Raw genomic sequence first — 12,099 nt, 5'->3', positions numbered from 1 at the left:
GAGCCCATGCGCATCGTGATCGCCGACGACGCCGTCATCCTGCGGGAGGGGCTCGCCCAGCTGCTCGCCGCGCGCGGCCACGAGGTGATCGCGGGGGTGGGGGACGCCGCCGCGCTGCGGGAGGCGGTCGCGGAGCATCGCCCCGACGTCGCCGTCATCGACGTACGGATGCCGCCGACGCACACCGACGAGGGGCTGCGCGCGGCGATCGACCTGCGGCGCGACCATCCGCGCGTGGGGATCCTGCTGTTCTCCCAGTACGTCGAGACGCGGTTCGCCGCCGACCTGCTCGCCGGGTCGCCCGCCGGCGTCGGCTACCTGCTCAAGGAGCGCGTCGCCGACCTGGACGACTTCGTCGACGCGCTGCGGCGGGTCGCCGCCGGCGGAACCGCCCTGGACCCCGAGGTCGTCGCCCAGCTGCTCGGCTCCCGCCACCGGGGCGTCGACGCGCTGACCCCGCGCGAGCGGGAGGTCCTGGCCCTGATGGCCGAGGGCCGGGCCAACGCGGCGATCGCCAAGACCCTCGTCGTCTCCGACCGGGCGGTGGAGAAGCACATCGCCAACATCTTCACCAAGCTCGGCCTGGCGCCGTCCGGCGACGACCACCGCCGGGTGCTGGCCGTCCTGCGCTATCTCAGGTCCTGACCGGCCTTCTCACCCGGAGACCGTGGTCTTCTCGCCTCGGAGGCCGCGGTCGACGAAGCCGATCATCCAGTCGAAGCTCTCGTCGGTGTCGCCGGTCCACTGGAAGCCGTTCGCGGCCTGGAGCGCGGCGAGCCCGTGGAACAGGCACCGCAGCGTGCGCTGCGCGTGCACCATCTCGTCATCATCGACGCCGTATCCCCGCAGGATGGCGGCCATCGACTCCAGCACCCGGGCGCTCGCGTCGTAGAGCTCGTCGCCGGGGCCGGTGACCTCGGCTCCGATCGTCGCGGCGTAACGGCCGGGGTGGGCGGTGACGTACGCCGCGAACGCCCGGGCGAAGGCCGCCAGCGCGTCCGAGCCCGCCCGGCCCTGGATCGCGGCCCGTACCGCCTCGCCGAGCTCGGTCACCGCGAGGACCGCGACCCTGCGCCGCAGGTCGTCCAGGCCGTCGACGTGCTTGTACAGGGACGGCGCGCGGACGCCGAGCCGCTGGGCGAGCGCGCCCATCGCCAGGTCCTGGTAGCCGACCTCGTCGGCCAGCTCCGCGCCGGCCCGCACGACGTCGGCCGCGGTCAGTCTGCCCCGTGGCATCGCTCCTCCTTCTCGGGTCAGGCGGCCGTACGCTCCTCGATCAGGCCGTGTGCTCCTTGAGGAACGGCACCATGACCGCTGCGACCTCCTCGGGGAACTGCGCGTGAGGGTAGTGCCCGGCCCCCTCGATCATCGCCACGGTGCCGCGCCCGGCGGGCATCATGGCCACGACACCGTCCGCCTCGGCCTTCGGGTCGGCCCAGTCGGGGTCGAGCGTGCCCATGACGACCAGGGCCGGGCAGGAGAGGTTCGGAAGTTGTGCGCCGGCGTCGGTCGGCTTGGACTGCCCCATCTTCTGCAGGGCCGCCATCCGGTCCTTGTCGCTCAGGCTCGCGCGGATCGCGCCGACCTGGTCGGCGAAGTCGGCGGGCTTCGTGACCGGGTAGGCGTGGTCGAGGTAGCGTGCCCACGCCTCCAGACTGCCGAACATCCCCGCCCGCATGAGCAGGGTCAGGCCCTTGCGGTAGCGCCCGACCCGCAGGAGTCCACCGAGGTCGAGCTTCTGCGCCCGGGTGAACGGATCGATCTCGACGACGGCGTTGACGAGATCCGGCTCCTGGGCCGCCGCGATCGTGGCGGCCCCACCGGCGAAGGAGTGGCCGACGACGACCGCGGGGCTGCCCAGGTGGCGGATCAGCGCCAGCAGGTCCCCGGCCGTGTCCGTACGGCTGTAGGAGGCCCAGCCGGTGCTGGACTCGCCGTGCCCGCGCAGGTCGGCGCTCGCCACCCGGAACCCGGCCTCGACGAGCCGGGGCGCCAGGAAGCGGTAGGCGCTGCGCAGATCCCCCATCCCGTGCGCCAGCACGACCAGGGGCCCCTCGCCGGCCACCTCGTACGCGATCCGCCCACCGTCAACATCCAGGAACTCGGTCATCGCCATCTCCTTTGGCTAATCTTGATAGCCATAAAGCTAATCTAATTAGCCGAGCGCGTCAACCGCCTACCCGCGCCGCCCACGGCCGAGCGTGCGGGCGAGCGCTCCGGTGAGGGCCGCGAGAACGAGGACGACCACGCCGGTGACGCCGGTCGCGTGGACGTAGCGGCCGAAATCCGACCCCGGAGCGCCGGGCGTCCCGCCGAGCACGGCGGCGAACAACCCACCGATCAGCGCGACGCCGGAGGCGTTGGCCACCTGCGTCGCGGTGAGCAGCACACCGCTCGCCGCGCCGCCGTCCGCGGGGTCGACCCCGGCGAGAATCCGGCCGACCAGCGGGGCCGCGACCAGCCCCTCCCCGACGCCGGACAGCGCGAGCACCGGCAGCAGCCAGACGACCTGGGACGACGACGGCACGGCGATCACGACGAGGACCACCGCCGCGAGGCTGACCACCATCAGGACCGTTCCGGTCACGAGGGCGCCGAGCCGCTTGCCGAGCAGGCTCGACACCGCGAAGCCGACTCCCAGGGGTGCGAAGATCAACCCGCTGCCGAGCGCGCTCTCCCCCAGCCCGGCCTGGAGGTGGTAGGCCAGCAGGAGGAAGAACCCGGCGTTGCCGGCGTAGAAGGCGAGGACCGTGCCCAGCCCGCGCACCATCGCCCGGCGGGCCAGCAGCCGCATCGGCACCAGCGCGTTCGTCCTGCCGCGCTCCAGGAACCCGAATCCCGCCAGCAGCCCGGCGCCCGCGAGGAGGACCGGCCAGCCCCACAGCGGCCAGCCGAGTTCCGCGGGCAGCAGCAGCCCCGTCAGCGCGAGCGCGAGGACCGCCGCACCCGCGAGGTCCAGACGGGCCCTCGGCCCCCGGCTCTCGCCGACCGTGCATCGCGCCACCACGATGGCGGCCAGACCGATCGGCAGATTGACGAGGAAGACCCCGCGCCAGCCGAGCCCCAGCGGGTTCCAGGCGAGGAGGGCGCCCCCAACGATCTGGCCCGCGATCGAGGCGAGGCCGATGGTGGCGCCGTACAGGCCGAGTGCGCTCGACCGCTCGGGGCCGGTGAACGAGCTCTGGATGATCGCCAGCACCTGCGGCAGCATCACGGCGGCGGCCAGCCCCTGCGCCACCCGGGCGAGGATCAGAACCGGTGCCGTGGGAGCCGCCGCGCACGCGGCCGACATGATCATGAACAGCAGTACGCCGGTCAGGAAGATCCGCCGGCGGCCGTACAGATCGCCGAGCCGGCCGCCCGTGACCAGGCCGACGGCGTACGCGAGCGTGTAACCCGCCATCACCGCCTGCGCCTCGCCGAACGACGCCCCCAGGCTCCGCTGGATCGAGGGAGCGGCGACCGTCACGATGCTCGCGTCGAGCAGCCCCATGAACGTGGCCAGCAACACCGACGCCAGCGCGATCCACTGCTTCGCGCCGACCCGGGCCGGCGTGGTCGGAAGTGTCGTCAGAACAGCCATGACCTCATTCGGCCAGACGGCCGGCCGCACCGTCCAAGTCCAGGATGTTCTGCTGTGATAAGCGGGACTTCTCACCGCTGGTAGCCTGTAGTCCTATGGAACTGCGGCATCTGCGGTATTTCGTGGCTGTCGCCGAGGAGCTGCACTACGGGCGAGCGGCGCAGCGCCTGCACGTCGCACAGCCGGGCCTCAGTCAGCAGATCAAGGCGTTCGAACGCGAGCTCGGGGTGACCCTGTTCGACCGCAACCGGCGCGGCGTCTCGCTCACCGAGGCCGGCACGGCGCTCCTGCCCGCGGCTAAGGACGTCATCGCCCGCGCGGACGCGGCCGTGGCACTGGCGCGGCGCCACGGCGCGGGCCAGGCCGGCCGTCTGGTCGTCAGCCTGACCCGGTCGGCTCCCGGCGGGGTCGTCACGGACCTCATCGAGCGGTTCCGTGACCGCCATCCCGCCGTGGAGCTGCAGCTCACCAGCGGTTACACGGCCCTGCACGAACAGCGGCTACGCGACCGCGAGATCGACATCGCCTTCGTCCGCCCGCCCATCGACCTGCGTGACGACCTGGCCTGCGTGCAGATCGGCCTGGAGCCGATCGTGGCGGCCGTGCACTCGACACATCCGCTGGCCCGCAAGCGCCGCATCCGACGCGGCGACCTGGCCGGCGAGCCGCTCATCTGGTGGCCGCGCGAGCATGGTCCGGGAATGTGGGACCGGATGCTCGACCAGGTCTTCGGTGAGGGCGTACGCCCGCCTGTCGCACACTGGGAACCCGAGGAGGAGCGCATGCTCCAGGCGGTCGCCCAGGGACGTGGCCTCACCCTCGTCACCGAGGGCCGGGCGCACAACCTGCGGATGCCCGGCGTCGCCATTCGGCGTTTCGCCGACCCCGTGCCGACCGTCCCCGTCGGCGTGGCTTGGCGACGCGACGACCCGGACCCCACCGTCCACCGGTTCGTGGAGCACGCCCGCGCCCTCGCCTGAGTCCACACGGCAGGGGCCGGAGTCACGAACGGATCCGGGGCGATCATCTGCGGCCGCAGGGGCGGGAGCCACCGCCTCCGGAACTCAGCCGACGAGACCCTCGAGTGATCCGGCAGGCGTCATCCGAGCAACCCGATCTCCATCAGCAGCGGCATGGCGTTGCCGACGAAGGAGAGGAGCGCATTCCCTTTGCCCAGCACATCCTTGGCGCCCTTAAGGTCGTCGAGGTCACCCTTGGCACTCTTGATGCTTCCGACGATCTTGGTCGCCTTCTCCTGACCGAGGTTGAGATCCTTCAGCACCTTCTCGGCGGAGTCCTGGTTGAGCGAGGACGCGTTCAGCTGCCCCACGAGCTTGTCGTACTGGCCTTCCAGGTCCTTCTGTGCCTGAGAGTTCGATTTGGCCTGACTCGAGGTGATCAGGACGCTCGGGTCCATCGCCGTGGGAGAGCCAGGAGATGCGGAGTAGTTCGCGTAATAGCTGAGCGCCTCTTCCAGCACCTTCCCGACCGCGACGAGCTGCGACGCCGCAGTGTGCCGCAGCTTGTCCGCCCGAGTGAAGAAGACTTGGCCGATGACGTTACAGTTGCCGATGAAGTTATAGAAGCCCGTCGAGTCGTTACGTACGGCGGGAGGGGCGAGATTGGTGAAATCGAACGTAGGGCTCGTTCCCTTCCCGGAGGTAGCGAGCCAATTGAGGCTGAAACCGGCGGCGTGCGGATTTCCCTTCGCGAACTTCTCCAACGCCAGCTCGAGCTGAAGTTCGTGATAAGAGAGACCGACCGCCAGATCATCGACTGTCTTCGCGATCGAGCATATCACCGAGTTGAGGCCGTTCATCATCGCAGCGTCCGAGATGAACGTCTGACGGAAGACGAACGCGGTGTACCCGATCCACCCTTTACCATCCGGCCCCGGAGTGTAGCCGCCTGGCTGGCCGTCGTCCTTCACCAGGTGGTCGACCGTCCGCGCTAAGAGCCGGACCGTGTCACCCGACCGCCCTGCGACATAGCCATACATCTCTCCCGCCAACCGATAAAGACCTTGCGGGTCACCGGATATAAAATTCGCCTGCATGGGATAGAGGGTCGGCCGAGCCTTCGCGATCTTAGGCGGCGGGAAGTTGAGTGTGGCCCTATAAGGATAATCCGCAGGGCCAGGTGTATTGCCCGTCATTAGAATCCCCTTAATGCCCACCATCTAGTGGTTGATCCGGCGGAAGGGGAGCGGTGTCGGCAGCCAAGAACACGTCGGCGATGATCCCCAACGCCTGCGCTTCGCTCGAAGCATAGCGCGCGGCGGCCTGCCCCAGTTTCACACCGTGATTACCCATGGCCTGACCGATCTCGACGTGGACTTGGCCGATCAAGCGAAGCGTATTTTCGAGGATCTTATCGAAAAGCTCAGTCCCGCCCCGGGGGCACCCGAATGGACACTGGGCGCCGTCATAGGGCATTCCTTGACTGTACTCCCCCGCCAGCTTTGAGAATTCGCCGCTCGCCGCGTCGAGATCCTCCACCACGACATGGAGACGCCCCTTCGGCTCCGACACGATATCCGCCCTAGAGATGTTCGACTATTTCTTTGGCCACCATCATCAGTTTCCTTTTCGTTTGCGCGAATGATTCGTGAGTAACGCGAACCTTCCCATTCACCGAAACATCATAATCAGCACCGTTTAGAGCAATATCGATCATTACATTCTTGTATCGCGCTTCTATTTTCCCGCCGATGACGTCGAAGTCAATCGACCGTCCGGCGACATAACCGGACGAAGCATCCCCCGTCTGGAAGACGATGGCCGCATCACCGAGGTTAGCGATATGACCCGACACCCCGTACCAATGATGCGCATCCTCGCGATACGGGCCCGGACCTTCGATGCCCCATGACTTACCAATCAATCCAGCTGACGGATACCTGAGCAATGTTATATTTAGCATCCTGTATTTCTCCGAGGTTCGGCTGAGGCCACCACCTTCTTCCTTGATCACTTGAATGCCGTTAAGATTCTCGGGATATGTCCGATCAGCGAACAGGGTCACGTCGGGAAGCGGTGTACGTCCGAGCACACTGGTGATCTCGGGCAGTGTGACGATCAGCCCGTGGGCGTCGTGTGTCGCTTTCAGCGGGAGGGCCACTCCCGTGGTCTTCAGGGCGGTCGGGGTGGGCGTCGGAGAGGTTCCGTGCCGCGAGGGATCATCCGAGCAAGAGGCGAGCATGCCCGACGTTAAGGCACCCACCATGGCGATCGACGCGGCCATCCTTCGAGAACGTCGACCGCCAGCGCGCCGCGCGGCGCCGGTAGCCAGAGACGAGGAGGTGGCAGACTCTCTGCATTCGGATTCGCGCCAGGCCGTTTCTAGATTATCGGCCATTCCAATACCGTTATCGTGATCCAATGCGCCCACTGTCCACTCTGGAACGACTTCGCTAGCTTCCATCGACGCCGCTGAGGACATCAACTCACGGATTGCCGAGTCGCGCACCGAGGCAGGGAGAGCCAACGCACGTCACAGTCACCCCGCCCATCAGCGCCCAGACCTGCTCTTTCATCCCCGTGACTCATCGCAGGTCATCACTTTGAATGAGTGAAGCTCACAGTAGTTCTCCGTAAAGTGCTCGTCAACCAACTACGTCGCAGACGTTTCTGTCGGTATCTGACTATCGACGCATTCTGCCCCGGAATTAGGACTCGTTGCGGCTTCACCGAGCGTTGCGCCCGCCACAACGCTGACCACACCCTGACAGCACCACCCCACCGGGTTAGTAGTCAGGGCAGAGCCGGCCGAATCCGACTGAACACGGCACAGGACTCCCGCCCTCGCGGCATCGACCAGCCAGTCCCTGACCGGTGCGCTGTTCCGAGTCACTCTGCTGCGAGAGCTCCCTACCGGGCCGAGGCCTTGGCGGCCGCTACGCCGACCACGCCTGGCTGGTCGGGCGGTCAGCCGATGGCGATTTTGAGGACGCCGGTGAGGGCCAGCTGGACGAGGGCGAGGGGGACGAGGCCTGCCCAGGCGAGCTTCTGGAGCTGGTCCTCGCGCAGCCGGGGGTAGCTCACCCGCAGCCAGATCACGACGAACGACAGCACGAACACCTTGATCAGCGTCCAGAGCCAGCCGAGCTGTGTGTCGAGTACCGGCCCCTTCCAGCCGCCGAGGAACAGCACGGTCGTCAGCGCGGACAGCACGACGATCCCGGCGTACTCCGCCAGCAGGAACAGGGCGAACCGCAGTCCGGCGTACTCGGTGTACGGGCCGAAGATGATCTCGGAGTCGGCGACCGGCATGTCGAACGGCGGGCGGCGCAGTTCGGCGAGGCCCGCGACGAAGAACACCACTCCGCCGATCACCTGCCAGGGCAGCCACCACCACCGCCACTGGTCGACGATCGTGGACAGGTTCAGGCTGCCCGCCGCCATCGCCACCGAGGAGGCGGCCAGCACCATCGGCAGCTCGTACGACAGCAGCTGCGCGGCGACCCGCATGCCGCCGAGCAGGCTGTACTTGTTCGCGCTCGCCCAGCCCGCCATGATCGCGCCCAGCACGCCGACGCCGATCATCGCCAGGGCGAAGAACAGCCCCGGGTCCATCGACACGGCCACCTGACCGCCCGGTCCGACCGGGATCACGATCAGCACGACGAGGTACGGGATGAGCGCGACCGCCGGCGCGAGCGAGAAGATCCGCCGGTCGGCGGCGGCCGGGACCACGTCCTCCTTCTGGGCGAACTTCACCCCGTCCGCGACGAGCTGCGCCCAGCCGTGGAACGCCCCCGCGTACATCGGGCCGAGGCGGCCCTGCATGTGGGCCATGACCTTGTGTTCGGCCTGCCCCACCAGCAGCGGCAGCACGGCGAACGCGCCGACGACCAGCAGCAGTTTGACGACGACGACCAGGACGTCAGACATCGCCGCCCTCCGGGTCGATGCCGCGCGCCCGGCGGCGCGCCGGCTGGTCTCCGGGGGCCTCTCCCGCGCTGCGGCGTGCGCCCTGGCGCGCCTCGGCGGCGGCACGGGCCGCCGGGCCCCAGTCCTGGGGTACGCCGGGCGGCAGCATGCGGCGGCGGCTCGGCGCCCCGTGCCCGGACTCGCCGGGCTCCTTCGCGCCCGGCCAGGGCTTGGCCACCCGCGCCGCCAGGACGAACTCCTTGCGGAGCGGATGTCCCTCGAACTCATCCGGAAGCAGCAGCGGAGTCAGGTCCGGATGCCCGTCGAAGATCACGCCGAACATCTCGTGCGTCTCCCGCTCGTGCCAGTTCGCGCCACGGTAGACCGCGGTCGCGCTCACCAGCCGCGGGTCCTCTCGCGGCACCGTCGTACGTATCAGCAGGTGATGCCCCTGCTCGAGCGAGTGGAGGTGCGTCACGATCGCGAATCCGCGCTCCAGCTCGTCCACGGCGCTGAGCCAGTCGAAGAAGCCGCATCCCAGCTCGTCGCGCGCGAACGTCAGCGCCTCCTCCCACAGCTCCGGCGGGACATCGACGGTCAGCAGGCCGAAGGACTCCTCCGCGCGGACGTCGTCGCCGAACCGGCGCGCCCACGACACCGCGAGCTCAATCGTCATCGCTCAACCCCGGAATGATGGTGTGGTCGGTGTCGCCCAGTACGGGGGGCGGCTCGGCGATCCTCCGCAACCGGCCGCCCAGCCGACGTCTCCGCCCCTCGGCCGGTGAACCGCCGGAGGGTCGCTCCGTCCCCGCTCCGTCGCGTACGGCGTCGGCGGCCGGCTCTTCCGCTGCGGTCTCGTCGACCGTGGGCAGGACCTCGGTCGGCTCGTCGGGGCCCTTCGCGGACGGCGGCGTCTCGGCCGGCCGGTCGGGTTCGTCCGGGACCGGCAGCTCCTGGGTCGTCCCCGGATCCTTCGGCGTGGGGAGGTCCTGGGTGGTGCTCGCGTCGGGGACCGGCGGCAGTACCTCGGTCGGCCTGTCCGCGACGTCGGGATCGCCCGGCGAAGGCGGAGCCGGGGTGGGATCGGGATCCACCGTCGGGAGCTCCTGGGTCTCCGCCGCAGCGGAGGAGGACTCGCCGGAGGCCGGGAGTTCGGGGACGGGCAGGTCCTGCGTCTCGGTGGAGTCCCGGGTCACGGCCCGATCCTCCTCGGGCGCCGGTACGGCGGCCAGCGGGAGCTCCTGTGTTCCCGTCACCGCGACGTCCTCACTCAGCGCGGTGAACTTCTGCGTGGGCTGCTCGGCCGCCTCGATCTCCTCCGGCTCGGGCACGGGCGGCAGCACGAGCGGCCGGCGCAGGACCGCGGGCGTGGGCGGCCGCCGTACGACCGGTGGCGGCGGCGCGACGGCCTCACCGTTCCCGGTGTACCGGTCACCGAGCGACTCGGCGGCGATCTTCTCCTGCAGCTTGAGGATGCCGTGCAGGAGCGCCTCCGGCCGCGGCGGGCAGCCCGGAACGTACACGTCGACGGGGATGATCTGGTCGACGCCCTTCGTCACGCAGTAGGAGTCCCAGTACGGGCCGCCGCAGTTGGAGCAGGCGCCGAACGAGATGACGTACTTCGGCTCGGGCATCTGCTCGTAGAGGCGTTTCACGGCCGGCGCCATCTTGTCGCTGACCGTGCCGGACACCACCATCAGGTCGGCCTGCCGCGGTCCCGGCGCGAACGGGATGACGCCCAGACGGATGAAGTCGTGCCGGGACATCGACGTCGCGATGAACTCGATCGCGCAGCAGGCCAGGCCGAAGTTGAAGACCCACAGGGAGTACCGCCGCCCCCAGTTGAGCACGAACTTGATCGGCTTCGGGGCGAGCCGGGAGGCGGGCCCGATACGCGGCTCGGGGAGATCGACGGCACCCATGCCCCCATTCTTACGTGTCCTTGGGGCGTGCCTCACGGCAAGGTGGATGGGGATCGCCGCGGTGGGGGGACTTGTCACCGGCCGATCACTGTTCACAGGACACCGCGTATTCGATCAGTCACTGTGCGAAGTCGCTCCCTCCGTTCACGCCGGCGCCGGCGTTCCGTGCTTCTGGCGCGTGGAGCTGCGGAGATTCCGTGGGCCGCCGCAGCCCAGAGAGCAGCCGCCCGTCGTGCTCGTGCATGCGATCGACGAGGAGACCTGGTCCTACCGGCTCGTCGAACGCCTGGCCGGCGAGACCAAGAGCCGGGTCACGCTGCCCTGTCCGGTGGAGTCCGACCCGGCGGAGCTGCTGCCGGAGGACGACTGACCCGCCGCCTGCGGCTCAGACCCAGCCGAGGACGCCCTTCTTCCAGGCGTACGCGAGGCCGGCCGTGATGAAGGCGAGGAAGACGAACATCTCGCCGAGCGTGACGTAGCCGTATCCCTTGGCGGAGAAGACCGTCGCCCAGGGGAACAGGAACACCGCGTCGACCGCGAAGACCACGTAGAGGTACGCGAAGACGTAGTAGCGGACGTACGACTGCGCCCAGCCCTCACCGACCGGGTCGACACCGCACTCGTACGTCGTGAGCTTCTCCGGGGTGGGCCGGTGCGGGCGCAGTGCCCGGTTGGCGAGGAGCGCGCCGCCCACGATCGCAGCGCCGATCGCGAACAGCACGACGACGGTCAGGTAGTTCCCGTAGTAGCCGTGCACGAGCCTCAGCGTAATCGGATCACCCGCCGCGGACGACCTCGACTGGCCTCCGACGCGGCGTTCCTCACCCCGCCGGCGCGGAACGCTCGGTGAGCGGTCCGCCGCCGGGCCGAGACTCCGCTCGGCCGCCGACGTACGGGAGACGCCACGCCGTAGCGAACGGCGGGGCGACGGCACGCGGCGTGCCGGGTAAGGCGAGGGTGCCGCGGAACGGGCGTCGGCGAGGACTGCGTCCGCCGTCCGGCGACCGACCACGCGCAGCCGTCGGGCGCAGGTGACGGCTCCGCCGTTTCGGGCGATGAAGACGACCGGGTCCATGGTCGAGAGCATCCGGCAGAGGGATTGACCGGCACCGGCCTTATCCACAACCTGTGGACAACTCTCGGAAAGGCCGGCCCGGGCCTGCGAACCCACGGCTCGATGATGGCGGCATTCCGAGCGTTTCGCCCGCCCGTCACCAGGACGAACGTCACCGCGCCGCTACACGGGGCGTTCGGGGAGCCGGCCGGTGGCCGGAGAGGAGCCGGCCGAGGCACCGCGCGGGCGCGGCCGGCAGACGGTGATCTACGGGCATCGACCGGGTAACAGACCGCTTCTCCGCCTTGTCCGACGATCAGCGTAAACGTAAGGTCACGGCGTCGATCGTTATACAGGGGACATCATTGAGCACGGAGCGAGACGGCGTTCAGGAGCCGTCGCCGGAACAACCGGGAAAACCGGAGGAGATCGAGCACGCCGGATCGCCGGAAGGGGCGGACACGTCCGTACCAGGCGAAGGTCCAGCGGAGACGGAACCCTCCAGCCCACTCGAACCGTCCCCGCAAGGCGCAGGATCGGGGCACGACCGGCAGGTGGCCCCGCTCCCGCCTCCACCGCCCGCGCACTTCGCCCAATCCGGGCAGCCCGGCCAGGCCATGCAGGCCGGCCGGGCCGGAGACCCCGCGCAGTCCGCGCAGCCTGAGGTGC

At 69.1% G+C, this 12,099-nt stretch carries 13 protein-coding genes; 3 read left to right on the top strand and 10 right to left on the bottom strand.

Annotated features, from left to right (window positions below):
• Positions 1 to 6 precede the first annotated feature (6 nt).
• Positions 7 to 645 (top strand): response regulator transcription factor, encoded by a 639-nt coding sequence (locus tag NE234_RS14650; RefSeq protein ID WP_252780072.1) that lies wholly within the window; start codon positions 7 to 9, stop codon positions 643 to 645.
• A gap of 9 nt (positions 646 to 654) precedes the next feature.
• On the opposite strand, the gene NE234_RS14645 is transcribed toward NE234_RS14650, so the two are convergent.
• The 3 genes from NE234_RS14645 to NE234_RS14635 form a co-directional block, all read right to left on the bottom strand.
• Positions 655 to 1,236 carry a TetR/AcrR family transcriptional regulator gene (locus NE234_RS14645; protein WP_252780070.1) on the bottom strand — a complete coding sequence of 194 codons (582 nt, stop codon included), beginning with the start codon at positions 1,234 to 1,236 and terminating at the stop codon, positions 655 to 657.
• A gap of 40 nt (positions 1,237 to 1,276) precedes the next feature.
• Complete coding sequence (locus NE234_RS14640; protein ID WP_252780058.1) at positions 1,277 to 2,110, bottom strand: alpha/beta fold hydrolase; 834 nt, start codon at positions 2,108 to 2,110, stop codon at positions 1,277 to 1,279.
• Positions 2,111 to 2,176: 66 nt separating this feature from the next.
• A complete protein-coding gene (locus NE234_RS14635; RefSeq protein WP_252780055.1) occupies positions 2,177 to 3,583 on the bottom strand; it encodes an MFS transporter in 1,407 nt (468 codons plus the stop codon).
• Between the two features lie 95 nt (positions 3,584 to 3,678).
• Between NE234_RS14635 and NE234_RS14630 the strand changes: the two genes are divergently transcribed.
• Positions 3,679 to 4,563 (top strand): LysR family transcriptional regulator, encoded by an 885-nt coding sequence (locus tag NE234_RS14630; RefSeq protein ID WP_252780053.1) that lies wholly within the window; start codon positions 3,679 to 3,681, stop codon positions 4,561 to 4,563.
• 119 nt (positions 4,564 to 4,682) lie between these two features.
• On the opposite strand, the gene NE234_RS14625 is transcribed toward NE234_RS14630, so the two are convergent.
• From NE234_RS14625 to nuoB, 6 genes are all read right to left on the bottom strand, one after another.
• Entirely contained in the window at positions 4,683 to 5,639 is a 957-nt protein-coding gene (locus NE234_RS14625; RefSeq protein ID WP_252780031.1) for a hypothetical protein, read from the bottom strand.
• 109 nt (positions 5,640 to 5,748) lie between these two features.
• Positions 5,749 to 6,114 carry a DUF6317 family protein gene (locus tag NE234_RS14620; RefSeq protein ID WP_252780010.1) on the bottom strand — a complete coding sequence of 122 codons (366 nt, stop codon included), beginning with the start codon at positions 6,112 to 6,114 and terminating at the stop codon, positions 5,749 to 5,751.
• Between the two features lie 10 nt (positions 6,115 to 6,124).
• Positions 6,125 to 7,051, bottom strand: coding sequence for a hypothetical protein (locus NE234_RS14615; RefSeq protein WP_252780007.1), 927 nt, complete (start codon positions 7,049 to 7,051; stop codon positions 6,125 to 6,127).
• 458 nt (positions 7,052 to 7,509) lie between these two features.
• A complete protein-coding gene (nuoH, locus tag NE234_RS14610) occupies positions 7,510 to 8,475 on the bottom strand; it encodes an NADH-quinone oxidoreductase subunit NuoH (protein ID WP_252780005.1) in 966 nt (321 codons plus the stop codon).
• Complete coding sequence (locus NE234_RS14605; protein ID WP_252780003.1) at positions 8,468 to 9,130, bottom strand: NADH-quinone oxidoreductase subunit C; 663 nt, start codon at positions 9,128 to 9,130, stop codon at positions 8,468 to 8,470. Before NE234_RS14605 ends, nuoH begins: the two co-directional genes overlap by 8 nt.
• Entirely contained in the window at positions 9,120 to 10,376 is a 1,257-nt protein-coding gene (nuoB, locus tag NE234_RS46250; RefSeq protein WP_305886691.1) for an NADH-quinone oxidoreductase subunit B, read from the bottom strand. The genes NE234_RS14605 and nuoB overlap by 11 nt, the downstream gene beginning before the upstream one ends.
• Before the next feature lie 232 nt (positions 10,377 to 10,608).
• On the opposite strand from nuoB, the gene NE234_RS14595 reads away from it, so the two are divergent.
• Entirely contained in the window at positions 10,609 to 10,746 is a 138-nt protein-coding gene (locus tag NE234_RS14595; protein WP_252779990.1) for a hypothetical protein, read from the top strand.
• A 15-nt stretch (positions 10,747 to 10,761) separates the two neighbouring features.
• Here the strand turns inward: NE234_RS14595 and NE234_RS14590 are convergent, their stop codons facing one another.
• Positions 10,762 to 11,133, bottom strand: coding sequence for an NADH-quinone oxidoreductase subunit A (locus tag NE234_RS14590; protein WP_252779987.1), 372 nt, complete (start codon positions 11,131 to 11,133; stop codon positions 10,762 to 10,764).
• Positions 11,134 to 12,099: the final 966 nt, after the last annotated feature.

The sequence above is a fragment of the Actinoallomurus rhizosphaericola genome, assembly GCF_024055675.1.
Taxonomy (GTDB): domain Bacteria; phylum Actinomycetota; class Actinomycetes; order Streptosporangiales; family Streptosporangiaceae; genus Actinoallomurus; species Actinoallomurus soli.
The sequence above is the reverse complement of the archived record's forward strand: the minus strand, read 5'-3'. Positions and strand labels throughout refer to the sequence as shown.